The sequence below is a fragment of the Methylobacterium sp. AMS5 genome (assembly GCF_001542815.1).
GTDB lineage: Bacteria > Pseudomonadota > Alphaproteobacteria > Rhizobiales > Beijerinckiaceae > Methylobacterium.
Genome location: NZ_CP006992.1, coordinates 1,633,073 through 1,658,495, shown reverse-complemented (window position 1 = coordinate 1,658,495; position 25,423 = coordinate 1,633,073). Strand labels below are relative to the sequence as shown.

The window sequence follows — 25,423 nt, the reverse complement described above, 5'->3', positions numbered from 1 at the left end:
CCGACCCCTTTATGAGGCCCAGGACGCGCGGATCTCCATCTTGGCCAACGGCGCTGCCGGAAGGCCGGATACGTTTATGCAGACTGCACAGACCAGCGGATCCGAGCCACTTGCGGACGGGGCGGGCCATACGTTTTACGGGTGATGCCACGCCGGGCGAAGAAGCGGGATAGGCTGCTCGTGCTGGTCTGCACGCCGTGCTTGACCAAGGCGTCACGCAACTCGTGCCGGAAGATCGCGGGCCGCGCCTCGTAGGTCGTCAGGATCAGGTCGGCCTGCGCCTCGATCCGGTGCGAGACGTGATCGCCCCCCGACGGCCTGGGCGCGAGCGGAGATCGACGGACACCGGTGAAGGCATCGGCATCCTCCTTCACCCCTCAACGTCTCAGAGCCCGACCCGTCCCAACACGCTCGGGCGTAGCTCTAAGGCCAAGTCGCTATCGCAACTTGCGCGCGACAGGAGCATTTCAGAAGGAGGATGCAGCTGTAATGCTAGTTTGTCCCTCAAGATATCAATGACTTGCGCATTTGTAGCGCTGTTGCCGCCGAAATGTTGATGATGTCGCTTGAGACGAGCCCGCTCAACCCGGTCAAAATCGCCTTGCCATTGATCCATCTCGTGTACCGAAGGCGTGTAGATCCGAAGCATTACCGCAACCGACGAGTGCTCGATCGGACGAGAGACAGTGGCTGTTGGAATGCCGTTCACGGAGCAGGCTCGGATCGCGAAAGCGCGCCTCCATCGTCCTCATAAACGATCGTTTCCGTCGAGGATCGATGAAGAGCATGTACAGGACAATAGAATTTGTTTATTTTCCTATTATCGTGATTGTCTATCCGGCCGTCGAGGACCGTCATTCTGAGACAGGGAATTTCGGATCAGAGGCGTAGCTAGATTCGTCACCCGCAAGGCTCATTCAGACGACTTGCCCGCAAAGGGCAGCTAACTCACTGTATCTAAAGTGTATTTCCGATCGTCGCCTTGACTTATGAACATAGGGGGCATTCGGCAAAGTCGCTAAAGTTGTGCAGTTCAATCACCCCCATGCTTGAATTTCCGAAATGAGAAAGGCGAAGCGGCCCTTTGCGTCTTTTCTTCGATCGCCGTTAGGTATCAACACCTAGGTCGCGAACCCATAATGGCTGGCACGGTTGAGCCGCAGCATCGTTAGCCTGCTGAGCAGGAGGGGCCAGGATGGCGCGGTTTGACCTGACGGATGCTGAGTGGGCGGTGATCGATCCGCTGTTGCCGACGGACGTGCGTGGCAAGGAGCGCTTGGACGACCGGCGGGTTCTGAACGGGATCTTCTGGCAGCTGCGCACGGGTGCACCCTGAGCCGATATCCCGGCGCGCTATGGCCCGCATACGACCTGCGGCAAGCGCTTCCGGCGCTGGCGCAAGCGTGGCATCTGGGATCGGCTTCTGGACGCGGCGTCAAAGGCTTACGACGGCGACCTGCAGATGATCGACGCCATGAGCGTGCGGGTGCATCAGCATGCCGCCTGCGCCCAAAAGAGAGGGCGGATCCGGTGGCATGGGTCGCTCGCGCGGCGGCCTGACAAGCAAGATCCACGCGCTGGTGGATGCCGAAGGGCGTCCCGTGGCGCTGAAGATCACGGAAGGCCAAGCGCATGATGTCATCGCCGTGCAGCACGGCCGAGCCGGCGATCACCTCCCGGCGTAGCAGGTCGACCAGCGGCCTCAGGGCGGATGCGGTGGTACCGAGTCAGCCCGAGAGCGTCGAGGTGGCCAGGTCCACGCCGTCACGGGCGTAGATCTCGGCCTGGCGGTAGAGCGGCAGGTGGCCGTCGAACTTCGCCACCGCGATGTGGGCGAGCAGTCCGGGACCAGCCCGTCCGTGGGGAACGGCGTGGTGGGGCGCGGGCGCCTGCACCACCTGCTCGCAGGCGCGGCAGGCGAAGGCCTCGCGCACATGACACACGACCTTGAACCGGCCTGGCACGTAGTCGAGGCTCTCGGTCACGTCCTCGCCGATCCGGCGTAAGCCCCCGCCGCAGGCCGGGCAGCTGCAGGGACCGGGATGGACCACGCTCTCGCGCGGCAGGTGCTCCGGCAAGGCCCGCCGGGCCGGCCTGAGGCGTGCAGCCTCCACTGCCTCAGCCACGACCGGCGCGACACCCAAGCGTCGGCCGCGTCGGTCTCCAGCCCCCGCATTCGGTACGCGGGCGACGGCATCCAGCGCCTGCGTCCGCGGATCCATGCTCGAACACGACCTTCGGGCATCGCGGGTTGCTGTTTCGGCTTGACCCGACGGCCCGTCGGCGACCCGAACGCTCCTCCTGCCGCTCGGTCGGAAGGAACGGCCTTGCGGGTCCAAGCCGACCACCGGAGAGCTCCGCTAGCGTGCCGCAACCGGATCGCGACAGTGGATTTAACTGATGTACCTCGACAGCCTCGAGACGACTGGGACGCAGAGCTAGGAGGAATGGATGTCGCCCCACGTCTCGCTTCGAGCGCCTTGAACCTGGGAGAGCATTTCGACGCAGAACACGTCCCGACGAAGGTATCGCCTGCCGCGTAGGCCGTTGCATCGTACCTTGCGCAACCGTCGGCCCGCTCCCGGATCCGCAGTGCGACACATCGTCCCCGGTGGGTTGTACCCTTCGTTGTACGGAAGACAGCCGATCAACGGGCGTACGTGTGCGCGGTCCTCGTAAGCGTATGCCTGGGCTTGAGGATTTTTTGGAGCGGGCGATCGGGATCGAACCGACGACATTCAGCTTGGGAAGCTGACGTTCTACCACTGAACTACGCCCGCATCCGGCCGCTCGCGGAGCGACGATGCGCCCTTGAGCCGGAGGGTGATTCCGAGCGCGAGGCTTCGGAAGCACCCCATTTTCATAAGCGATGGCGGACGCCTGTCCACCCCTAAAATGCGTCGGCGCCGCGCCGCTGTGTCCGGTCGCCGACGCTACGGCCGGCGATCAGCCAGTAGACCAGACCCGAGACGGCGCCCGTCACGAGGAGGATCGCGGCCAGCCGCGCTTCCGCGGCTGACGCCACCGATCCGGCGACCGGTGGCGGGCCGCCACGGGCGAGCCAGGGCAGAAGCGCCATGAGGCCGCCAGCCGCGCCGCCGTACCAGAACGGGGAGCGCAGCCCGAGCATCTCGCCGACGAGCGCGGCCAGCGTCGGCGGCAGGATCAGCAGGAGGCTGAGCGCCTGGGCGAAGAGGATCACGGCCATCACCGCCATGTCCGGCGGAACGCCTTGCGCGAGATCCGACAGGCCGGCGAAGAGGCCGACGAGGCCGAGTTCGCCCAACGCCTCACGGAAGCCCGGATCGAGAAGCACCCCGGCGCCGAGTGTCAGGGCGCCGGCCGGGATGGCCACGATCAGGGCGAAGGCGGCCAGAAGGAGGCGTCCGAGCCACGTCATCGGCCATCGGGTCTCCCTGTTGCTCCGTCGGGGCGACGGCGGCTGGGCGATCGATAGGCCGACGGGGCGGGATCGGGCAACCGACCTCACGCCGCCCTGTCCCCTGGACGCGTTCGGCCTCATCGCGTCCGCCCGGCGCCGCGCGAGACCGGCATCGGACCGAAGGGATCGGCCGGAGCCGGAGGATCGCTCAGCAGTCGAGGGTCGTGTCGCGCTCCCACTGGGTGAGGTGGCGGCAGTAATCGTCCCATTCCTGGCGCTTGAGCTTGAGGTAGCTCGGCACGAAGGCGCCGAGCGCCTCGTTGAGGACGGGGCTCGCTTCGAGGGCGCGCAGCGCATCGAGCAGGTTGAGCGGCAGGCGCTTGACGCCCTCCACCGTATGCCCGTCGGTGTACATGTTGATGTCGAGGCGCTGGCCCGGATCGCGCCCGTGGCGAAGCCCGTCGAGGCCGGCGGCGAGAAGGCCCGCCTGGAGCAGGTAGGGGTTGGCCGCCCCATCCGCGAGACGGAACTCGAAGCGCCCGCCGTCGGGGATGCGGATCATGTGGGTGCGGTTGTTGCCCGTATAGGTCACGGTGTTGGGCGCCCAGGTCGCGCCCGAGGTGGTGCGCGGCGCGTTGATGCGCTTGTAGGAGTTCACGCACGGATTGGTCAGCGCGGCCAGCGCATCCGCCGAGTGAATGAGGCCGCCGATGAAGTGGTAGCCCTCGCGCGACAGGCCGATCTCGTCGGAGCGATCGGAAAAGACGTTCTGGCCGTCGCGCCAGAGCGAGACGTGGGCGTGGCAGCCCGAGCCCGTCAGGTCCATGAAGGGCTTGGGCATGAAGGTCGCGCGAAGGCCGTGCTTCTCGGCGATCGAGCGGGTCATGTACTTGAAGAAGGCGTGCCGGTCGGCGGTGACCAGCGCGTCGTCGTAGTCCCAGTTCATCTCGAACTGGCCGTTCGCGTCCTCATGGTCGTTCTGGTAGGGCTTCCAGCCCAGCGCCAGCATCGCGTCGCAGATCTCGGTGATCACCTCGTAGCGGCGCATCAGCGCCGACTGGTCGTAGCAGGGCTTGGTCTGCTTATCGGCGGTGTCGGCGGGCTCCGAGCCGCAGGGGGTGATCAGGAAGAACTCGCACTCGACGCCGCTCTTCATCTGCAGCCCCTCTTGGGCGGCCTCCTTGATGAGCCGCTTGAGGATGTTGCGCGGCCCCTGCTCGACCGGCTTGCCGTTCATCACGAGGTCGGCGGGCAGCCAGCCGACTTCCGGCTTCCAGGGCAGCTGGATCAGCCCTTCCGAGTCGGGCATCGCCAACAGGTCCGCGTCGGCGGGGCTCATGTCGAGCCATGTGGCGAAGCCGGCGAACCCCGCGCCGTTGCGGCAGGTGCTGCCGATGGCGGCCGCCGGCACCAGCTTGGCGCGCTGCGTGCCGAACAGGTCGGTATAGGAGACGAGGAAATACTTGATGCCGCGCTCGCAGGCGGCGGTTTCGAGATCATGCGTCATTGCAAGCATCCTCCCGGCTTCGGCGGTTCGGCCCCATCACCACAAAAATAAAAAGGGCCGCCCTCGATGCTTCCGGAGCGGCCCAGGCATCTCACATGCCGGTCTTGCCGGGGATCCAGCCGGTGCCGGCGAGCGGCACCTGGGCCATCGCCGCGGCCTCGATGGTCAGCGCCACGAGATCCTCGGGTTCGAGGTTGTGCAGGTGGCTCTTGCCGCAGGCCCGCGCGATGGTCTGGGCCTCCAGGGTCATCACCGCGAGGTAGTTGGCGAGCCGGCGGCCGGCGAGTTCCGGGTCGAGGCGCTTGGCGAGCTCCGGGTCCTGCGTGGTGATGCCGGCCGGGTCGCGGCCCTCATGCCAGTCGTCGTAGGCGCCGGCCGTGGTGCCGAGCGCCTCGTACTCCGCCTGCCAGCGGGGATCGTTGTCGCCGAGCGCGATCAGGGCAGCGGTGCCGATGGCAACCGCGTCGGCGCCGAGCGCCAGCACCTTGGCCACGTCCGCGCCGGAGCGGATGCCGCCGGAGACCACGAGTTGCACCTTGCGGTGAAGCCCCAGATCCTGAAGCGCCTGCACGGCGGGGCGGATCGCGGCGAGCGTCGGGATGCCGACATGCTCGATGAACACGTCCTGCGTCGCGGCGGTGCCGCCCTGCATGCCGTCGAGCACCACCACGTCGGCGCCGGACTTGGCCGCGAGCGCGGTGTCGTAATAGGGGCGCGAGGCACCGACCTTGACGTAGATCGGCTTCTCCCAGTCGGTGATCTCGCGCAATTCCTCGATCTTGATCGCGAGGTCGTCCGGCCCGGTCCAGTCCGGGTGGCGGCAGGCGGAGCGCTGATCGACGCCCGGCGGCAGGCAGCGCATGCCGGCGACGCGCTCGGTGATCTTCTGGCCGAGCAGCATGCCGCCGCCGCCGGGCTTGGCGCCCTGGCCGATCACCACCTCGATGGCGTCGGCCTTGCGCAGGTCGTCCGGGTTCATGCCGTAGCGGGAGGGCAGGTATTGGTAGACCAGGGTCTTGGAGTGGCCGCGCTCCTCCGGCGTCATGCCGCCGTCGCCGGTGGTGGTGGAGGTGCCGGCCAGCGTCGCGCCGCGTCCGAGCGCCTCCTTGGCGTTGGCCGAAAGCGAGCCGAAGCTCATGCCGGCGATGGTGACCGGGGTCTTCAGGTGGATCGGCTTGCTCGCGAAGCGCGAGCCCAGCACCACCTCGGTGCCGCAGCGCTCGCGGTAGCCCTCCAGCGGGTAGCGGCTGATCGAGGCGCCGAGGAACAGCAGATCGTCGAAATGGGGCAACGCGCGCTTCGCGCCGGCGCCGCGGATGTCGTAGATGCCGGTGGCCGCCGCGCGGCGGATCTCGGACATCACGTCGGGGGTGAAGGTCGCCGACAGGCGCGGCTTGGTGCGCGGCGTGTCCTTGCGATGCTCGGCCATCAGTAGGCTCCGGCGTTGTCGACGTGGAAGTGGTAGAGGGTGCGGGCCGAGCCGTAGCGGCGGAATTCGCTCGGGCTCACCTCGCCGGCGAGGCCGGCGGCGGCGAGCTTGTCGGCGAGTTCCTGCAGGTGCTCGTCGCGCATCTCCTTCTCGACGCAGTCGGCGCCGAGGCTTTTGACCGAGCCGCGTACGTAGAGCTTGGCCTCGTAGAGCGAGTCGCCGAGCGCCTCGCCGGCATCGCCGAGCACGGTGAGGGTGCCGGCCTGGGCCATGAAGGCCGACATGTGGCCGATCGAGCCCTTCACGACGATGTCGACGCCCTTCATCGAGATGCCGCAGCGGGCGCCCGCATTGCCGTCGATGATGAGCAGGCCGCCATGGGCCGTGGCGCCGGCCGACTGGCTGGCATCGCCCCGCACGTGGACGAGGCCGGAGATCATGTTCTCGGCGACGCCGACGCCCGCATTGCCGTTGACGAGAACGGTGGCGAGCTTGTTCATGCCGGCGCAGTAATAGCCGACATTGCCCTCGATCTCGACGGAGACCGGCGCGTCGAGCCCGGCGGCGATGGCGTGGCGCCCGTCCGGACCGGTGACGGTCCAGTGGGTCTCGTTGGTGTCGGGCCGCAGGGCATGCAGGGCCCGGTTCAGTTCGCGCAGGGGCGCGGATCGCAGGTCGAAGCTCGGCATCACTGGCGCTCCCCGGAAGCGTGCTCGGCGCTCGTGCGCTCCCACGCGTAGACCTTGGCCGGCTCGGGCTCGAACACGCGGGCGGTGTCGATGCCGGGCAGGCCGACCAGCGCGCGGTACTCGGAACCGAAGGCGACGTAGTCGTCGGTCTCGGCCATCACGGCGGGCTTGCAGGCGATGGGGTCGCGCACCACGGCGAAGCCCGTCTCGGTGCCGACCACGAAGGTGAAGAAGCCGTCGAGATCGGTCAGGCTCGATTCGAGCGCCTCTTGGAGGGAGGCGCCCTCGCGCATGCGCCAGCTGAGGTAGCCGGCGGCGACCTCGGTGTCGTTCTGCGTGGCGAAGCTCAGGCCCTCGTGCCGGAGGCGGCGGCGCAGGTCGTTGTGGTTCGAAAGCGAGCCGTTATGGACGAGGCATTCGTCGGTGCCGGTCGAGAACGGGTGGGCGCCGTTGGTCGTCACCGCGCTCTCGGTGGCCATGCGGGTGTGGCCGATGCCGTGGGTGCCGGCCATGCCCTCCAGGGCGAAGCGCTCGGCCACGGAAGCCGGCAGCCCGACCTCCTTGTAGATCTCCATGCGCCGGCCCGCGCTCACCACGTCGATGCCGGGGGCGTTGCCCTTGAGCCAGACGCGGATCTCATTCTCGCGCTCGGCGGGCACAGCGAGGACGGTGTGGGTGTCCCGCTCCGTCGCCTCGGCGGAGAGGGCCAGCGCCGCTTCCATCTTCGCGACCGCGCTGCGCAGCGCGGCCGGACCGGGGCCGCGCAGGGTCAGCTTGACGCTGCCGGCATCCGAGGCGCCGTCCGAGCCGTAGACCGCGAAGCCCGCGCTGTCGGGGCCGCGATCCGTCATCGTCTCCAGCATCTTGGAGAGCATTGCGCCGAGCTGCGGTTCAAGCTTGGGATTCTTGAGGAATAGTCCGACAATACCGCACATCGGCGTCGCCCCGTCCGTTCGATCACTGTCGCGAGGGATCGCACGCTCCGACGAATGCGTCAACTAACAAGCACGAAAATTTCCTCCCATGAAACAGATCGCATGATCGCCGAGGGGGGTGGCCACATGACACCTACCCCATCACCGCTTCGATGATGCCCGCGGCGACGGCCTCAACGCTCCGCGCCCTGCCGTCGCCGCCGTCTTTCGGCGCGCCCGAGTTCGTCGGCATTGGTAAAGCCGGTGGCGGCAGCGATCTCGGCGCGGCTCAGCGCGCTCTCGCGGCCGAGTTGGTGCGCCCGGTCGAGGCGCAAACCCAGGTAATGGCGGTGGAGACCACGCCCGAGGCTGTCGCGAAACAGCCGCTCCAACTGCCGTACGGACACGCGGGCCAGTTCCGCCAGGTTTTCGCGGGGGAGCGGGGCTTCGAGGTTCGCCTCCATCGCCGCGAGCACCCGCAGCAGCCGCGGGTCGCGCACGCCGAAGCGCTGGCGCAGGTCCATCCGCTGCGGGCTCAGGCCCTCGCGGATCTGGTTGTGCAGGAACCAGTCGCTGACCCCCGCGGCGAGGCCGGCGCCGTGGTCACGGCCGATCAGGTCGAGCATCAGGTCGAGCGCGGCGATGCCGCCCGAACAGGTGATGCGGTCCCCCTGGATCTCGAACAGCGAGCGGACCACCTCGATCTCGGGGTAGCGCTCCTCGAAGGCCGGGACGTGCTCCCAGTGCAGCGTGCAACGGCGCCCGGCGAGCAGGCCCGCGCGGGCGAGAAGATACGGCCCGCCGGAGATGCCGCCGAGCGTCGCCCCGTGGCGGGCGAGCCCGCGCAGCCACGCGAACAGGGAGGGATCGTCGAACTCGGCCGGGTTTCCGCCGGCGCAGACGAAGACGCGGTCGGCGCTGGCACGCCCGCCGACGGCGACGTCGGTGAGGATGCCGAGCCCGTTCGAAGCCTGCACCACGCCGCCGCCCGGCGCGGCGTGCCACCAGCGATAGAGCTCGCAGCCCGACAGGGTGTTGGCGGCGCGCAGGGGTTCGACCGCCGCGGTGTAGGCCATCAGCGGAAAGTCCGGCACCAGCACGAAGCCGACCGTTCGCGGAGCGGGATCTTCGGCCCGCGCGGGCTTTCGCCGGGGCCGGGCGTGGTGGACCGGTTCGGGGGAGTCGTCCGACATATCCGATCGGCCCCTCCGGGATGGTCGACGCGGAAGACGCGCGGGTTCGGCGACACGGCCGGCGCTCGGATCAGGCGAAGGACGGGCCGCGCATTTCCGCGCGATTTGCCAGAAACGTGTCGCGAAATGCAAGCCTGCCGTGGGCGATCGCGGCTACCTCTGGAACGACACAGACATCTCGGGCAAGGGCGGCTTACCCCATGCGCTACTCCCTGTTCAGTGTCCTGGGGCAGGCCCTGCGCGGCCAGCGGGACTGGACGCCGCAATGGCGCGACGCCGCCCCGCAGGACGCCTACGACGTGGTGATCGTCGGCGGCGGCGGGCACGGGCTCGCCACCGCCTACTACCTCGCCAAGGAGCACGGCCTCACCAACGTCGCCGTGCTGGAGAAGAGCCACATCGGCTCCGGCAATGTCGGGCGCAACACCACCATCGTGCGCTCGAATTACGGCCTGCCCGGCAACATCCCGTTCTACGAGCGCTCGATGAAGCTCTGGGAGGGGCTGGAGCAGGACATCAACTACAACGCCATGGTCAGCCAGCGCGGCGTGCTGAACCTGTACCACTCGGACGCGCAGCGCGACGCCTATGCCCGCCGCGGCAACGCCATGCGGCTCGCCGGCATCGACGCGGAACTGCTCGACCGCGACGGCGTGCAGCGGCTGGTCCCGTTCATCGATTTCGACAACGCGCGCTTTCCCGTGAAGGGCGGCCTGCTCCAGCGCCGCGGCGGCACGGTACGCCATGACGCGGTGGCCTGGGGCTACGCCCGCGCCGCCAGCGACCGCGGCGTCGACATCGTCCAGAACTGCGCCGTCACCGGCATCCGCCGCGAGAACGGCCGGGTCACCGGCGTCGAGACCAGCCGCGGCTTCATCCGCGCGGGGAAGGTCGCGCTGTCGGTGGCCGGCTCCTCCTCGCTGCTGGCCGGCATGGTCGATATGCGCCTGCCGATCGAGAGCCACGTGCTGCAGGCCTTCGTCAGCGAGGGTGTGAAGCCCCTGATCGACGGCGTCATGACCTTCGGCGCCGGCCATTTCTACGTCAGCCAGTCGGACAAGGGCGGCCTCGTCTTCGGCGGCGACATCGACGGCTACAATTCCTATGCGAGCCGCGGCAACCTCCACACCATCGAGGACGTGATGGAGGGCGGCATGGCCCTCTGGCCGGGGCTCGGGCGCCTGCGGCTGCTGCGCCACTGGGGCGGTATCATGGACATGTCGATGGACGGCTCGCCCATCATCGATCGCACGGATATCGGCGGCCTCTATCTCAATGCCGGCTGGTGCTACGGCGGCTTCAAGGCGACGCCGGCCGCGGGCTTCTGCTTCGCCCACCTGATCGCCCGCGACGAACCCCACGCGGATGCGAGCGCCTACCGCCTCGACCGCTTCGCCACCGGCCATCTCATCGACGAGAAGGGCATGGGCGCCCAGCCCAACCTGCATTGAGGCGCTGACACACCCTCCCCTCCACCGCCCTCATCCTGAGGTGCCGGAGCGCAGCGGAGGCCTCGAAGGAGGCCTCCAGAATACACCGCGATCCCTGGAACCCTCCCTCAGAGCCGCTTGGCGGCACCTCAGGATGAGGGCGAGGGTGGGATCGGTCCGAACGGAACGAAGCAGGACGACACGCCATGCGCATCCGATGCCCCCATTGCGGCGAGCGCGACAACGGGGAGTTCAGCTACCTCGGCGACGCCGCGCCTCAGCGTCCCGATGGGCTCGACGCCTCGGGGCAAGCCATGCACGACTACGTCTATCTGCGCGAGAACCCCGCCGGGATGATCCGCGAACTCTGGTACCACGCCGCCGGATGCCGCTCCTGGCTGGTCGTGACCCGCGACACCCGTACCCATGCCATCGAGGCGGTCGAGCCGGCGCGCGACGTCGCGCGGGCACGCCGCTCGGGAGAGGCCGCATGACCACGCTCGCCCTTCAGCGCGCGGAGGCCCCGGCTTCCGCAAACTCCGCCGACCAGCCGTTCCGCACCGCCGCCGGCGGCCTGATCGACCGGAACCGGCCCCGCGACTTCACCTTCGACGGACGGCGCCTCACCGGCTGCCACGGCGACACGCTGGCCTCGGCCCTGCTCGCCAACGGCGTCCGCCTCGTTGGCCGCTCCTTCAAGTATCACCGGCCGCGCGGCATCCTCTCGGCCGGATCGGAGGAGCCGAACGCGCTGGTGGAGCTGCGCTCCGGGGCACGGCGCGAGCCCAACACCCGCGCCACCATGGCCGAGCTCTACGAGGGATTGGAGGCGACGAGCCAGAACCGCTGGCCCTCGCTGGCCGTCGATGCGCTCTCGGTCAACGCGCTGCTCTCACCGGTCTTCGCGGCGGGCTTCTACTACAAGACCTTCATGTGGCCGGCTTCCCTGTGGGAGCGGCTCTACGAGCCGATGATCCGGCGCGCGGCCGGCCTCGGGCGGGCCGCCGACGCGCCCGATCCCGATACCTACGAGCATGCCCACGCCCATTGCGACGTGCTCGTGATCGGCGGCGGCCCGGCCGGCCTGTCGTCGGCGCTCGCCGCCGGGCGCTCCGGCGCGCGGGTGATCCTCGTCGACGAGGATTTCGCCAGCGGCGGGCGCCTCTTGGCGGAGCGGCGCGAGATCGGCGGCGCGAGCGGGGCCGAATGGGCCGCCCGCGCGGTGGCCGAGCTGGAGAGCCTGCCCGAGGTGCGCATCCTGACGCGCACCACGCTGTTCGGCGTCTACGATCACGGCGCCTACGGCGCGGTCGAGCGCGTCTCCGATCATCTCGCGGTGCCGGCGCCCCACGCCCCGCGCCAGCGGCTGTGGCGGATCGTGGCACGGCGGGCGGTGCTCGCGGCCGGTGCGATCGAGCGCCCGCACGTCTTCGGCGGCAACGATCGCCCCGGCGTGATGCTGGCCGGCGCGGTGCGGACCTATCTCAACCGTTACGGCGTGCTGCCGGGGCATCGCTTGGCCGTGTTCACGTCGAGCGACGACGGCTGGCGCACCGCCGCCGACGTGCTGGCAGCGGGCGGCGGGCTCGCGGCGGTGATCGACACCCGCCCCTCCATTCCCCCCGCCTTGCGCCGGATGGCGGAAGCCGCCGGGGCGCGGGTGGTGGCCGGCGGGTACGTCGCCGGCACCAAGGGCCATCTGGGCTTGAGCGCGATCCAGGTCGTGGACGGCGACAACAGCATCGAGACGATTGCGTGCGACGGCCTCGCCATGGCCAATGGCTGGAACCCGGTCGTCCATCTCGATTCGCACCTGTCGCGCCGGCCGGTCTGGAACGAGGCGATCCACGCCTTCGTGCCGGGCGCCCTCCCCTCCGGCATGCAGGCGGCCGGCGCCGCCGCCGGGCGCTTCACCCTGGCCGAATGCCTGGAGACCGGCGCCCGGGCCGGCGCCGAGGCCGCGAGCGATTGCGGTTTCACCGCGACGCCCGAGGCCGCTCCGCCGACCGACCCGGAGAGCGTGGACCACACCCCGCTCTGGCGCGCTCCCAAGCCCCGCGGAAAAGCCTTCGTCGATTTCCAGAACGACGTGGCGGCCTCCGACGTCGAACTCGCCCACCGCGAGGGTTTCCGCGCGGTCGAGCTGTTGAAGCGCTACACCACGCTCGGCATGGCGACCGATCAGGGCAAGACCTCGAACCTCGCCGGCCTCTCGATCATGGCCGAGCTGACCGGCAAGGACATTCCGAGCGTCGGTACCACCGTCTTCCGCCCGCCCTTCACCCCGGTGGCCATCGGGGCGTTTGCCGGCCATCACCGCGGCAAGGATTTTCGCGCCACCCGCCATGTCCCCTCCCATGCCTGGGCCGAGGAGAACGGGTGCGTCTTCGTCGAGACCGGTTTGTGGCTGCGCCCGGCCTATTTCCCGCGCGCCGGCGAGACCGATTGGCTCGACACGGTGGTGCGCGAGGTCGAAACCGTGCGCGCGCGCGTCGGGATCTGCGACGTCACCACGCTCGGCAAGATCGACATTCAGGGCCGCGACGCGCTGGCCTTCATCGAGCGGGTCTGCGCCAACCCCTTCGCGACGCTTCCCGTCGGCAAGGCCCGCTACGCCGTGCTGCTGCGCGAGGACGGCTTCATCCTGGACGACGGCACGATCGCGCGGATGGGCGAGACCCACTACGTCATGACCGCCTCGACGGCGAACGCCGCGCGGGTGATGCAGCATCTCGAATTTTGCCGGCAATGGTTATGGCCGGAACTGGACGTGCAGCTCGCCTCGGTCAGCGAGCAATGGGCGCAATACGCGGTCGCCGGCCCGCGCGCCCGTGACACCCTGCGCCGGATCGTCGATCCCGGCTTCGATCTCTCGAACGAGGCCTTCCCGTTTCTCGCCTGCGCCGACGTCACCGTCGGCGGCGGCATCCCGGCGCGGCTGTTCCGCATCTCGTTCTCGGGCGAACTCGCCTACGAACTCGCGGTGCCGGCATCCTACGGTGACGCCGCGTGGCGGGCGGTGATGCAGGCGGGCCTGCCCTACGGCATCACCGCCTACGGCTCCGAGGCGCTCTCGGTGATGCGCATCGAGAAGGGCCATGCGGCCGGCGCCGAGATCAACGGCCAGACCACCGCCCGCGACCTCGGGCTCGGCGGAATGCTCGCCAAGAAGAAGGACTATATCGGCCGACTGATGAAGGAGCGCCCGGCGCTCACCGATCCGGACCGGCCGGTCCTGGCCGGCTTCCGCCCCGTCGATCCGAGCGCGCGGCTGCGGGCGGGGGCGCATTTCCTCGGCCTCGACGCGGAGCCGAGCCTGGAGGCCGACGAGGGCGTGATGACCTCGGTCGCCTACTCGCCGAGCCTGAAATCCTGGATCGGCATCGGCCTGGTCCGGCGGGGACCCGAGCGCCACGGCGAGCGGGTGCGCGCCTACGATCCGGTGCGCGGCGCCGAGATCGAGGTCGAGATCTGCTCGGCCGTCTTCGTGGACCCCAAGGAGGAGAAGCTGCGTGTCTGAGGCGATGACGAGCCTGTGGCAGCCGCGGGGCGCCTGGGTCGGGGCTGCGCGGATCGGGCGCCACGGTGCGGCCGCGGGACCGGCGGGCATCCGCCTGAGCCTGCGCGAGGGGCTCGGCCTCGCCACGCTCATCGCGGCCGAGGGAAAGGACGCCGACTTACAAACCGCTCTCGCGGATCGGTTCGGTCCGTCCCTGCCGGAGGCCGGCACCGCAATCTTCGAGGGTGAGACGGGTTTCGTCTGGTCCGCACCCGGCCAGTGGCTCGCGGTGGCGCCGTCACCGCGCGATCTGAGGGATTGGCCCGAAGCCCTGCGCGGTGTCGCCTCCGTCACCGACCAGAGCGACAGCCGCGCCCTGGTGCGGATCTCCGGGCCGCAGGCCCGCACCATGCTCGCCAAGGGCGTTGCGATCGATCTGCATCCTCGCGCCTTCGGGCCGGGCCGGGCGGCGGTGACGAGCATCGCCCATCTCGGCGTGCAGCTCTGGCAGCGCGATGCCGGCCCGACCTACGACCTCACGGTCGCCCGCAGCTTCGCCGGCAGCTTCTGGCGCTGGCTGGAGCACGCGGTCGCCGAGTTCGGCTACGAGGTCGAGGCCGCGGAGAGCACGGATCAGCGCCGGTCGAAATAGCGTCGGTCGGCGGCGTCCGTCTCGGCCAGCGGCATGACGAGGCGTCCCGTCCGGTCGATCAGGCCCCAGCGCCCGCCGACCATCGAGGCGGGTTGCCCTCCGTCCGAGCGGCAGCCCTCGCAGACCAGCGCCTCGCCGTGTGCGTTGAACGGGAAGGCCCAGTCATAGGGCGTGGCGAGGACGAGCCGCAGGCGGCGGTCGTAGAAGGCGACCTTGCCGTCGCGCCAACTGCGCACGAGGCCTTGCTCGAACGGGTCCGGCCCGTTGTCGAGCATGAACACCGGCAGCGCCAGCCCGTCGCGGCGCACCCAGAGACAGCCGATCCCCGATACGCGCAACTCGGCGAGGCCGCGCTCGAAATGCATCCGCGCGACATGCGCCGGGGCGACCCGGACCATCCCGTCGTCCTGCCGGGCGCACTGCTCGTACGAGTCGAGATCCCGTCGGAAATAGGCGCAGGCCAGCGGAAACGTGGCCGCGCCCTGGCCTGCGCCGAGAGCCGGCAACGGAAGCGCCACGAGCGTCGTGAGACCCGTCAGCATCCCCCACGCGACCCGACAGGATGGGCGGCTTCGAAAGGGGCGCGCTCCGGCGCGGATCGCGGTCTCAGCCATCCGTCGCCTCTACCCGCCTCCCGCGCAGCGGGCAAACCGAGTGGTCGAGGCGCGCCCCCCTACCCCACCCCCGTCGGCCCATCGATCACGCGCCGCACCCGGCGGGCCAGCTCCATGCGCTTGTAGGGCTTGTTGATGATCTCGAACTCGGTGCCGCCCGCGTCCGTGCGCTCCATCGAGGCTTCGGCGTAGCCGGTGGTGAGCAGCACCTTGATCTTGGGCTGCCGTTCCCGCGCGGCGCGGGCCAGCATCACGCCATTGATGCCCCCGGGCATGATCAGGTCCGTGAACAGCAGGTCGATGCGCCCCTCGCCGTCGAGGATCTCGAGCGCCGCCTTGGGACCATCGACGACGGTGACCTTGTAGCCGAAATCCTCCAAGATGATGCCGGCGGTCTCGGCCACGTCGGGCCGGTCGTCCACGACGAGCACCGTCTCGGTGCCGTGCCGGTCGGCGGCGCGGATCGACGGCTTCTGCGCCTCCTCGGCCTTCTGGTCGGAGGCGGGGAACAGGAGCCGCACCGTCGTGCCGTGCCCGACCTCGGAATAGATCTTCACCGAGCCGCCGGATTGCTTGGCAAAGCCGTAGACCATCGCGAGGCCGAGCCCCGTGCCCTTGCCCTCGCCCTTCGTGGTGAAGAACGGCTCCATGACGCGGGTCAGGATCTCGGACGGCATGCCGGTCCCGGTATCGGTGACGGAGATCACCACGTAGGCACCCGGCGGCACGGTCTTGTAGAGCGCGGTATCCTCGTCCTCGATCAGCAGGTTCTCGGTTCGCACTGTCACCGTGCCGCCCTCCGGCATCGCGTCGCGGGCGTTGATCAGCACGTTGAGCAGGGCGACCTCGGCCTGGGTCGGGTCGATGCGGGTGGCCCAGAGATCCGGCGCGAGGACGGATTTCAGGACGACGTCGTCGCCGATCGTCCGCCCGGCCATCTCACCCATGCTCTCGACGAGGCCGTTGAGATTCAGGAGCCGCCCCTCCAGCCGCTGCTTGCGCGAGAAGGCGAGGAGCTGGTGAGTGAGCTTGGCGGCCCGGTCGGTCGCCGCCCGCACCGCCTCACCGGCCCGGCGCATCCGCGACACGTCGAGGGTGGGATGATCGAGCAGCGCCAGCATCACCTCGTTGTGGCCCGACACGACCTGGAGCAGGTTGTTGAAGTCGTGGGCGATGCCGCCGGTGAGCTGCCCCAGGCTCTCCATCTTCTGGGCTTGGTGCAGCGATTCCTCCGCGTCGCGGCGGCGCGACACATCGAGCTGCGAGCCGAAGAAATAGACGAGGTCGCCCGAGCGGTTGAACACCGGGCTGACGAACAGCGCGTTCCAGAACGAGGAGCCGTCCTTGCGGTAGTTCAGGATCTCGGCGGCGAACTCCCGATGCTCTCTGATGGCGTCGCGCACCTCCGAGACGGTGTCGCGGTCCGTATCGGGGCCCTGGAGGAAGCGGCAGTTCGATCCGATCAGTTCGTCGGCCGAATAGCCGGTCATCCGGACGAAGGCGCGGTTGGCGAAGATGATCGGGTTGTCGGGCTGATGCGGATCGGTGACGATCATCGGCATGCGCGTCGTCTCGACGGCCGCGAAGAAGATGTCGTGATGCTGATCGACGACGCCCGAGGCGCCACTTCCGGTGACGGGCGTATTCGGCCCAGGCGCCCTGGGCTTCTCGGGTGACGCGGGCATCGAAGTTTTCCAGCGGGGACGACCCACTGGGTCGGATTGCGCGGGTTAATTCGATGCAACACGAGGTCGTTCCCGATGAAACGACGGCTTGAACGGTTCGTGAACGGCACGAAGACGTGGAGCCGTCTCTCACGTTGAATTGCCGCGGGCTCAAGGCCGGTCGGGCATGGCCGCCGGCCCCGGAGCCGGGTCCGGCGGCGATGGGATCAGACGTGGATCGCGCGCTTGTCGACGGCGAGCGCGGCTTCCTTGATCGCCTCGGTCAGCGTCGGGTGGGCGTGGCAGGTGCGGGCGATGTCCTCGGCGGAGGCCGCGAACTCCATCGCCACCGCGACCTCGGCGATGAGGTTGCCGGCATCCGCCCCAACGATGTGCACGCCGAGCACGCGGTCGGTCTTCGCGTCCGCGAGGATCTTCACGAAGCCGTCGGTGGTGCCGTTGGCCTTGGCCCGGCCGTTGGCGGTGAAGGGGAACTTGCCGACGTTGTAGGCGATCCCGTCCTTCTTCAGCTCCTCCTCGGTCTTGCCGACCGAGGCGACCTCGGGGAAGGTGTAGACCACGTTCGGGATCACGCCGTAATTCACGTGGCCCGACTGGCCGGCCAGGATCTCGGCGACCGCGACGCCCTCGTCCTCCGCCTTGTGGGCGAGCATCGGCCCGGCGATCACGTCGCCGATGGCATAGATGCCGGTGACGTTGGTGGCGTAGTGGTTGTCGGTCTCGATGCGGCCCTTGTCGTCGGTCGCCACGCCCACCGTCTCGAGCCCGAGCCCTTCCGTGTAGGGCACGCGGCCGATGGCCACGAGCACCACGTCGGCCTCGATCGTCTCCGGCTCGCCGCCCTGCGCCGGCTCGACCGTGACGGTGGCGCGGCCCTTCTTGCCCAGTTCGACACCGGTCACCTTGGTCGAGAGCTTGAAGACCATGCCCTGCTTGGCCAGGATGCGCTGGAACTGCTTGCCGACCTCACCATCCATGCCCGGCAGCACGCGGTCGAGATACTCGATCACGGTGACCTCGGCGCCGAGGCGGCGCCAGACCGAGCCGAGTTCGAGCCCGATCACGCCCGCGCCGATCACCACGAGGCGCTTGGGCACCTCGGCGAGTTCGAGCGCACCGGTGGAGGAGACCACCGTCTTCTCGTCGATCTCGACGCCCGGCAGCCGGGTCACGTCGGAACCGGTGGCGATGACGATGCTCTTCGTCTCCAGCAACTGGTTGCCGCCGTCGTCCGAGATCACCTCGACGCGGCCGGCCCCCGCGATGCGGCCGCGGCCGTGATAGGTATCGACCTTGTTCTTCTTGAGCAGGAACTCGACGCCCTTTGTGTTGCCGTCGACGCCGCCCTGCTTGAAGCTCTGCATTTTTTTGAGATCAAGCTTCGGCGTGCCCACGTCGATGCCCAACTCCGAAAAGTGCTTGTTGGCCTCCTCGAAGGCTTCCGATGCGTGCAACAGCGCCTTCGAGGGGATGCAGCCGACATTGAGGCAGGTGCCGCCGTGGGTCGCCCGCTTCTCGACCACCGCGGTCTTGAGCCCGAGCTGGGCCGCGCGGATGGCGCAGACATAGCCGCCGGGGCCGGTACCGATGACGATGAGATCGTAGCTCATGGTTGGGTCTGTCCTCGTGATGGCGTGTCGGTTGAGCCGGTGCGCTCCCAGGCCGCGATGACGGCGAGGAGTTGCGGCGACCGGGGTGCGTTGAGGTCGCGGGCGTAAGCCGGATAGGTCTTCCGCTCGTCGCCGATCTGCAGGTACGGCGGCATCAGGAGCGTTGCGCCGTGCCGGACGAGGCGTTCGAGCGCCTCCGGCTTGTTGAGGCGAATCGCCTCGAAGGTGAAGGTGCCTTCGACGGCTTCGATCGGCGTTTCGGGCGCGATCCGGCCCGCGTCGAGCAACGCCGAGAAGGTGGCGAGATCGTCGGCCTTCAGCGCCTCGTAGCCCCGCTCGCTGTCGCGGCGCTGCTCCGGCGTCAGCGCGGCCAGGGCCGCGGCGACGGCGACCTTCCGCGGATCGCGTCCCTCGCCATTCTCGATCACGCCGAAATCCGTGACGAGCCGGAGTGGCTGCCCGGCCGCGTCGAGGGCCCAGTACGAGGCGTAGACGCCGTCGCCCCAACCGCTGGAGAAGACCGCGATCCGCGCCGGATCATCCGGCAGCGGCCGGTGCATGACGCAGTGCAGGTTCTCGTCCTTCAATTCGTCCGCGAGCACGTCGTCGAAGTAGTTGCTGTAGCGGGGGCGTTCCTGCTCCCGCGCATCGCGGCGCGCCATCGCGGCGCGCGCTGCCGGGTCCATGAAACAGCCCAGGCCGGCATCGACAGGGTAGCCGAAAATCTCGCCCGCCTTCAGGGTGGCGACGTCCTGGCCCGGCAGGAGGGCGAGTTCCCAGCGATCCGGCGTGCCGTCCGCGAAGCGAAGCTCCGCCAGGGCGACGCGGTGCTGCGCATGATAGAGCGTGACGGGATAGTCGCCCGGCGCAACCTTGCGGGTGAAGGGTTGGCGCTCGGGCTGCACCAGCGGATCGGTCGCGATCACCGCCCCGCCCGGCAGCGGCAGGAGCCCGAGCGCCATGCGCGTGATGCCGCGCGCCTGCAATTCGCTCTCCATCAGCCCGGTCACCGACAGGTTGGGCTCGTTCTCGCGAGGATCGTAGGGCTTGTCGGCCACCGGTTGGTCTCCGTCGCGGCCCGCCTGCTGCCACGGGAACAGCCGGGCGAGCGAGGCCGCGAGTCCCACCCCGACCGCCGCCGCGGCGAGGCCGAGGACGGTGCGCCGGCTCGGGTCGGACAATCGAGGCATGGTCACACGGTCGGCCGCGCCCGGCCCCCCGCTCCCGGACCTGGACCGGTTCGAGAGCAGGGGCGAGCGATGCGGCCGCGTCGGATCAGAGGTCGAGCACGAGGCGTGCCGGATCCTCCAGGGCTTCCTTGACGCGAACGAGGAAAGTCACGGCCTCCTTCCCGTCGACGATGCGGTGATCGTAGGAGAGCGCCAGATACATCATCGGCCGCGCCTCGATCTTGCCCCCACGCACCACCGGCCGCTCCTCGATGCGGTGCATGCCGAGGATGCCCGATTGCGGCGCGTTGAGGATCGGGGTCGACATCAGCGAGCCGTAAATGCCGCCATTGGTGATGGTGAAGGTGCCGCCCTGCATCTCGTCGATGGAGAGCTTGCCCTCGCGGGCCTTCTTGCCGAAGCCCGAGATCTTCTTCTCGATGCCGGCGATCGAGAGGTCGTCGGCGTCGCGCACCACCGGCACGACGAGGCCCTTATCGGTGCCGACCGCGATGCCGATGTGGTAGTAGTTCTTGTAGACGAGGTCCTGCCCGTCGATCTCGGCGTTGACCGCCGGCACGTCCTTGAGGGCGCCGATCACCGCCTTGGTGAAGAAGCCCATGAAGCCGAGCTTCGTCCCGTGCTTCTTCTCGAAGATGTCCTTGTACTGCGAGCGCATCGCCATCACCGCGCCCATGTCCACGTCGTTGAACGTGGTCAGCATCGCCGCCGTTTCCTGGGCGCTCTTGAGGCGCCGGGCGATGGTCTGGCGCAGCTTGGTCATCCGCACGCGCTCCTCGCGCGCGGCGTCGTCCGGCGCGGAGGGGGCGCGCGGCGGGGGGGCCTTCGTCTCGCTCCTGGCGTCCTGAGCCGGAGCCTTCTGGCCGTTCTTGTCGATCGCGGCGAGCATGTCGCCCTTGGTTACGCGGCCGTCCTTGCCGCTGCCGTTGAGGCTCGCCGGGTCGATGCCGGATTCGCGGGCGAGCTTGGCCACCGCCGGGCCGCTGTCGTCGGCCGGGCGCCCGTCCGTGGGCGGGGCGTCGCCGTGGCTGCCGTAGGAGGCCGAGGATTCCTTGGCGGGCGCGTCCCCCTGGGCCGGCTTGCCCTCGCCCTTCTCCGCGCGGGACTGCGTCTTGGTCTCGGCCGGCTCGGCGCTCTTCGGAGCGGGCTTTGCGTCCGACTTGGAGTCCGACTTGCCCGAACCCTTGCCGCCCTCGACGATCGAGCCGAGCACCGCGCCGGGCTCCACCGTCTCGCCGTCCTTGACGAGGATCTCGCCGAGTTCGCCCGCGGCCGGGGCGTTCACTTCGAGAGTGACCTTGTCGGTCTCCAGTTCGACGAGGGGCTCGTCGGCGGCCACCGTGTCGCCGGGCTTCTTGAACCAGCGGCCGATCGTGGCCTCACTGACGGATTCGCCGAGCGTGGGGACGAGGATGTCGGTCGCCATAGTGTGTCTTCACCGCGGTTTCGGGGCGCGCATCGGGCAAGCGCGGCCCCGGTTGGTGGGTCGGTCGAAAAGGGCCGGCGGCGTCAGACCGCCAGCGCCTCGTTGAGGAAGGCCTGGAGCTGGGCGAGGTGCTTCGACATCAGGCCGACCGCGGTCGAGGCCGAGGCCGGGCGGCCGACGTAGCGGGGCCGCTTCGAGGCGGAGCCGGCCTGGCCCAGCACCCAATCGAGATAGGGCTCGACGAAGGACCACGAACCCATGTTCTTGGGCTCTTCCTGGCACCACACCACCTCCGCGTTGCGGAAGCGGGTCATCTCGTTGGCCAGAGCCTTGAGCGGGAAGGGGTAGAGCTGCTCGACGCGCATCAGGTAGACGTCGTTGACGCCGCGCTTCTCCCGCTCGTCGTAGAGGTCGTAATAGACCTTGCCCGAGCACAGCACGACGCGGCGGATCTTGTCGTCGCGCACGAGCTTCACGCCGTTCTCGTCGTGCTCGGCGTCGTCCCACAGGATGCGGTGGAAGGTCGAGCCCTCCGCGATGTCCTCGATCTTCGAGACCGCCCGCTTGTGGCGCAGCAGCGATTTCGGCGTCATCAGGATCAGCGGCTTGCGGAAGTCGCGCTTCAACTGACGGCGCAGGATGTGGAAGTAGTTCGAGGGCGTCGAGCAGTTGGCAACCTGCATGTTGTCCTCGGCGCACATCTGGAGATAGCGCTCCAGACGGGCGGACGAGTGCTCCGGTCCCTGGCCCTCGTAGCCGTGGGGAAGGAGCATCACGAGGCCGGACATGCGCAGCCACTTGCGCTCGCCCGATGAGATGAACTGGTCGATGACGACCTGCGCGCCGTTGGCGAAGTCGCCGAACTGCGCCTCCCACAGCACCAGGGAGTTCGGCTCGGCCAGCGAGTAGCCGTACTCGAAGCCGAGCACCGCCTCCTCGGAGAGCATCGAGTTGATGACCTCCAGGCTCGCCTGTCCCTCGCGCAGGGAGTTGAGCGGCGTGTAGCGCTGCTCGTTCTCCTGATCGATCACCACGGCGTGGCGCTGGGAGAAGGTGCCGCGCTCGACGTCCTGGCCCGAGAGCCGGACCCGGTGGCCCTCGATCAGCAGCGAGCCGAAGGCGAGCGCCTCGGCGGTGGCCCAATCGATACCGACGCCGGTCTCGACGGCCTTGGCGCGGTTGTCGAAGAAGCGCTGGATCGTGCGGTGCAGGTGGAAGCCCGGCGGGGGCGTGGTGATCCGGGTGGCGATGTCGCGCAGCGTCTCGAGCGGAACCCCGGTGCGGCCGCGGCGGGGATCGTCCACGTCCTCGCGCACGGCCTTGAAGCCGGACCAGCGGCCATCGAGCCAATCGGCCTTGTTGGGCTTGTAGCCGCCCGCGACCTCGAGCTCGCTTTCCAGCATCGCGCGGAACTCGGCCTTGCGCGCGTCGAGCTGCTCCTGGGTCAGATCACCCTGTGCGACGAGCTTCTTGCCGTAGGTCTCCAGCGCGGTCGGATGCTTGCGGATCCGCTGGTACATCTTCGGCTGGGTGAAGGCCGGCTCGTCGCCCTCGTTGTGGCCGAAGCGGCGGTAGCACAGCATGTCGATCACGACCGGCTTGCCGAATTTCTGCCGGTACTCGACCGCGACCTTCGCGGCGAAGGTCACCGCCTCCGGGTCGTCGCCGTTGCAGTGGAAGATCGGCGCCTCCACCATCTTCGCCACGTCGGACGGATAGGGCGAGGAGCGCGAGAAGCGCGGATCGGTGGTGAAGCCGATCTGGTTGTTGATGATGAAGTGGATCGAGCCGCCGGTGCGGTGACCCTTCAGGCCGGACAGGCCGAGGCATTCCGCGACCACGCCCTGGCCGGCAAAGGCCGCGTCGCCATGGATGAGGAGCGGCAGCACGCGGCGGCGCTCGACGTTCGGCTTGGCCTTCTGGTCCTGCTTGGCGCGCACCTTCCCCAGCACCACCGGATCGACGATCTCGAGGTGGGACGGGTTGGCGGTGAGCGAGAGGTGGACGGTGTTGTCGTCGAAGGCGCGGTCGGACGAGGCGCCGAGATGGTACTTCACGTCGCCCGAGCCCTCGACCTCGGCGGGGGAGGCCGATCCGCCCTTGAACTCGTGGAACACCGCCCGGAAGGGCTTGGCCATCACGTTGGTGAGCACGTTCAGCCGGCCGCGATGGGCCATGCCGAGTACGATTTCCTCGACGCCGAGCGCGCCGCCGCGCTTGATGATCTGCTCCATGGCCGGGACCATCGACTCGCCGCCGTCGAGGCCGAAGCGCTTGGTGCCGGTGTATTTGAGATCGAGGAACTTCTCGAAGCCCTCGGCCTCGATCAGCTTGTTCAGGATCGCCCGGCGCCCTTCCGGCGTGAACGAGATTTCCTTGTCCTTGCCCTCGATGCGCTCCTGGATCCACGCCTTCTCCTCAGGGTCGGAGATGTGCATGAACTCGACGCCAAGCGTCTGGCAGTAGGTGCGCTCCAGGATCGCGACGATCTCGCGGATCGTCGAGAATTCCATGCCGAGCACGTTGTCGAGGAAGATCTTGCGGTCCCAGTCGCTCTCCTGGAAGCCGTAATGCTGCGGATGCAGTTCCTCGTGATCGCCGCGCGGGGCGAGCCCGATCGGGTCGAGCTTGGCGTGGAGGTGGCCGCGCATGCGATAGGCGCGGATCAGCATGATCGCGCGTACGGAATCCTTGGTGGCCTGCTCCACCGAGACGCCCGTGGCCGCGACGATGGCCGCGCCCTTGGTCGAGTCGCCAGGCTTGCCGGGCTGGGCCTTGGCCTGAATCTTGTCGCCGAGCGTCTTTTCCAGGGCGCCCCAATTGCCGTCGAGCGCCGAGACGATCTCGCCGTTGGCCACCACCGGCCAGTTCGGCTTGGCCCAGGAGGCGCCCTCGGCGTTCTTCTTCACCAGGGCGTCGTCCTCGCCCAGATCCTTGAAGAACCGCTGCCACTCGGGATCGACCGAGTTCGGGTCGCGGGCATAGGCCGCCTGCAGTTCCTCGATCCAGGCGGCGTTGGCGCCGTAGAGAAAGGAGGTTTGGAGAAGGGCTTCGTTCGCGTCCTGGCGTGCCATGGCTGCCTGTTCCACCGCTCGGGCGGCCCGCTCATGCCAGCAGACCGCCGCGTCGTTCATTCAAACCGGCGCGCCCGAACCTCGGGACCTTCGCAAAAAGGTCCCGTCACGCGCCTCCGAGACTCACCGGGGTGAGAGCACCCCGCACCATCCCATATGGGATGGGAATCCATGTGTGCGCTGCAATACGGCGTCGCACACCCTGGTTCCAGCCGCATGAGTGACAGGACCGAAGACCTCTCACCCCTTCAGCACCTCGACCAAGGTGCGGCCGAGACGGGCCGGCGAGGGCGAGACGCGGATGCCCGCGGCTTCCATCGCCGCGATCTTGTCCTCGGCGCCGCCCTTGCCGCCGGAGATGATGGCGCCGGCGTGGCCCATGCGGCGGCCGGTAGGCGCCGTGCGGCCGGCGATGAAGCCGACCATCGGCTTCTTGCGCCCGCGCTTGGCCTCGTCGGCCAGGAACTGCGCCGCCTCTTCCTCGGCCGAGCCGCCGATCTCGCCGATCATCACGATCGACTGGGTCTTCTCGTCGGCGAGGAACAGCTCCAGCATGGCAATGAACTCGGTGCCCTTGACCGGATCGCCGCCGATGCCGACGGCGGTGGTCTGGCCCAGGCCCTCGACGGTGGTCTGGAACACCGCCTCGTAGGTCAGGGTGCCGGAGCGCGAGACGATGCCGACCGAGCCCGGCTTGAAGATGTTGGCCGGCATGATGCCGATCTTCGACTGGCCCGCGGTGACGACGCCGGGGCAGTTCGGCCCGATCAGGCGCGACTTCGAGCCTTCCAGCGCGCGCTTGACCCGCACCATGTCGAGCACCGGGATGCCCTCGGTGATGCAGACGATCAGCGGAATCTCCGCCTGGATCGCCTCGCAGATCGCGTCGGCCGCGCCCGGCGGCGGCACGTAGACGACGGAGGCGTCGGCGCCGGTGGCCTCGCGCGCCTCGGCCACGGTGTCGAACACCGGCAGGCCGAGATGGGTCGAGCCGCCCTTACCCGGCGAGGTGCCCCCGACCATCTTGGTGCCGTAGGCAATGGCCTGCTCTGAATGGAAGGTGCCGTTCTTGCCGGTGAAGCCCTGGCAGATGACCTTGGTGTTCTGGTCGATGAGAATGGACATCTGT

At 68.8% G+C, this 25,423-nt stretch carries 18 protein-coding genes, 1 tRNA gene and 2 pseudogenes; 5 read left to right on the top strand and 16 right to left on the bottom strand.

Annotation, left to right across the window (positions count from 1 at the left end; genetic code table 11):
* Positions 1-134: 134 nt before the first annotated feature.
* Positions 135-329 (bottom strand): annotated as a pseudogene (locus Y590_RS26795) (IS630 family transposase); the annotation flags it as partial.
* Between the two features lie 866 nt (positions 330-1,195).
* Between Y590_RS26795 and Y590_RS07540 the strand changes: the two are divergent.
* Positions 1,196-1,637, top strand: a pseudogene (locus Y590_RS07540) (IS5 family transposase); the annotation flags it as partial.
* 90 nt (positions 1,638-1,727) lie between these two features.
* Here the strand turns inward: Y590_RS07540 and Y590_RS07535 are convergent.
* From Y590_RS07535 to Y590_RS07500, 8 genes are all read right to left on the bottom strand, one after another.
* Positions 1,728-2,126, bottom strand: a complete 399-nt coding sequence (locus tag Y590_RS07535) for an IS66 family transposase zinc-finger binding domain-containing protein (RefSeq protein ID WP_158509732.1) — start codon at positions 2,124-2,126, stop codon at positions 1,728-1,730.
* Between the two features lie 579 nt (positions 2,127-2,705).
* Positions 2,706-2,780: transfer RNA gene (locus tag Y590_RS07530), tRNA-Gly, on the bottom strand.
* Between the two features lie 110 nt (positions 2,781-2,890).
* Entirely contained in the window at positions 2,891-3,400 is a 510-nt protein-coding gene (locus Y590_RS07525; RefSeq protein WP_060769310.1) for a hypothetical protein, read from the bottom strand.
* 190 nt (positions 3,401-3,590) lie between these two features.
* On the bottom strand, positions 3,591-4,889 hold the full coding sequence (glnT, locus tag Y590_RS07520; protein ID WP_060769309.1) for a type III glutamate--ammonia ligase: 1,299 nt from the start codon (positions 4,887-4,889) through the stop codon (positions 3,591-3,593).
* A gap of 91 nt (positions 4,890-4,980) precedes the next feature.
* Complete coding sequence (locus Y590_RS07515; protein WP_060769308.1) at positions 4,981-6,318, bottom strand: FMN-binding glutamate synthase family protein; 1,338 nt, start codon at positions 6,316-6,318, stop codon at positions 4,981-4,983.
* Complete coding sequence (locus Y590_RS07510; protein WP_060769307.1) at positions 6,318-7,007, bottom strand: GltB/FmdC/FwdC-like GXGXG domain-containing protein; 690 nt, start codon at positions 7,005-7,007, stop codon at positions 6,318-6,320. The genes Y590_RS07515 and Y590_RS07510 overlap by 1 nt, the downstream gene beginning before the upstream one ends.
* The gene (locus Y590_RS07505; RefSeq protein ID WP_060769306.1) at positions 7,007-7,942 is read right to left on the bottom strand and encodes a class II glutamine amidotransferase; all 936 of its coding nucleotides are present in this window, start codon (positions 7,940-7,942) and stop codon (positions 7,007-7,009) included. The genes Y590_RS07510 and Y590_RS07505 overlap by 1 nt, the downstream gene beginning before the upstream one ends.
* Positions 7,943-8,115: 173 nt before the next feature.
* Positions 8,116-9,114, bottom strand: coding sequence for a GlxA family transcriptional regulator (locus Y590_RS07500; RefSeq protein ID WP_060769305.1), 999 nt, complete (start codon positions 9,112-9,114; stop codon positions 8,116-8,118).
* Between the two features lie 200 nt (positions 9,115-9,314).
* On the opposite strand from Y590_RS07500, the gene Y590_RS07495 reads away from it, so the two are divergent.
* The 4 genes from Y590_RS07495 to Y590_RS07480 all read left to right on the top strand — a co-directional run bounded on the left by Y590_RS07495 (position 9,315) and on the right by Y590_RS07480 (position 14,695).
* Positions 9,315-10,565 (top strand): sarcosine oxidase subunit beta family protein, encoded by a 1,251-nt coding sequence (locus tag Y590_RS07495; protein ID WP_060769304.1) that lies wholly within the window; start codon positions 9,315-9,317, stop codon positions 10,563-10,565.
* Between the two features lie 185 nt (positions 10,566-10,750).
* Complete coding sequence (locus tag Y590_RS07490; RefSeq protein ID WP_060769303.1) at positions 10,751-11,038, top strand: sarcosine oxidase subunit delta; 288 nt, start codon at positions 10,751-10,753, stop codon at positions 11,036-11,038.
* Positions 11,035-14,064, top strand: a complete 3,030-nt coding sequence (locus tag Y590_RS07485) for a sarcosine oxidase subunit alpha family protein (protein WP_060769302.1) — start codon at positions 11,035-11,037, stop codon at positions 14,062-14,064. Before Y590_RS07490 ends, Y590_RS07485 begins: the two co-directional genes overlap by 4 nt.
* Positions 14,057-14,695 carry a sarcosine oxidase subunit gamma gene (locus Y590_RS07480; RefSeq protein WP_060769301.1) on the top strand — a complete coding sequence of 213 codons (639 nt, stop codon included), beginning with the start codon at positions 14,057-14,059 and terminating at the stop codon, positions 14,693-14,695. Before Y590_RS07485 ends, Y590_RS07480 begins: the two co-directional genes overlap by 8 nt.
* Here Y590_RS07480 and Y590_RS07475 read toward each other — a convergent pair.
* The 7 genes from Y590_RS07475 to sucD form a co-directional block, all read right to left on the bottom strand.
* Complete coding sequence (locus Y590_RS07475; RefSeq protein ID WP_060769300.1) at positions 14,677-15,309, bottom strand: hypothetical protein; 633 nt, start codon at positions 15,307-15,309, stop codon at positions 14,677-14,679. The genes Y590_RS07480 and Y590_RS07475 overlap by 19 nt on opposite strands.
* Before the next feature lie 59 nt (positions 15,310-15,368).
* Positions 15,369-16,994, bottom strand: coding sequence for a hybrid sensor histidine kinase/response regulator (locus Y590_RS07470; protein WP_060769299.1), 1,626 nt, complete (start codon positions 16,992-16,994; stop codon positions 15,369-15,371).
* 206 nt (positions 16,995-17,200) lie between these two features.
* On the bottom strand, positions 17,201-18,604 hold the full coding sequence (gene lpdA, locus Y590_RS07465) for a dihydrolipoyl dehydrogenase (protein ID WP_060769298.1): 1,404 nt from the start codon (positions 18,602-18,604) through the stop codon (positions 17,201-17,203).
* Entirely contained in the window at positions 18,601-19,794 is a 1,194-nt protein-coding gene (locus Y590_RS25545) for a DUF4241 domain-containing protein (protein ID WP_144439941.1), read from the bottom strand. The genes lpdA and Y590_RS25545 overlap by 4 nt, the downstream gene beginning before the upstream one ends.
* A gap of 85 nt (positions 19,795-19,879) precedes the next feature.
* Positions 19,880-21,220 (bottom strand): 2-oxoglutarate dehydrogenase complex dihydrolipoyllysine-residue succinyltransferase, encoded by a 1,341-nt coding sequence (gene odhB, locus Y590_RS07455; protein WP_060769297.1) that lies wholly within the window; start codon positions 21,218-21,220, stop codon positions 19,880-19,882.
* An 83-nt stretch (positions 21,221-21,303) separates the two neighbouring features.
* Complete coding sequence (locus Y590_RS07450; RefSeq protein WP_060769296.1) at positions 21,304-24,294, bottom strand: 2-oxoglutarate dehydrogenase E1 component; 2,991 nt, start codon at positions 24,292-24,294, stop codon at positions 21,304-21,306.
* A 240-nt stretch (positions 24,295-24,534) separates the two neighbouring features.
* Positions 24,535-25,419: a succinate--CoA ligase subunit alpha gene (gene sucD / locus Y590_RS07445; RefSeq protein ID WP_060769295.1), complete on the bottom strand. Its 885-nt coding sequence runs from the start codon at positions 25,417-25,419 to the stop codon at positions 24,535-24,537.
* Positions 25,420-25,423: the final 4 nt, after the last annotated feature.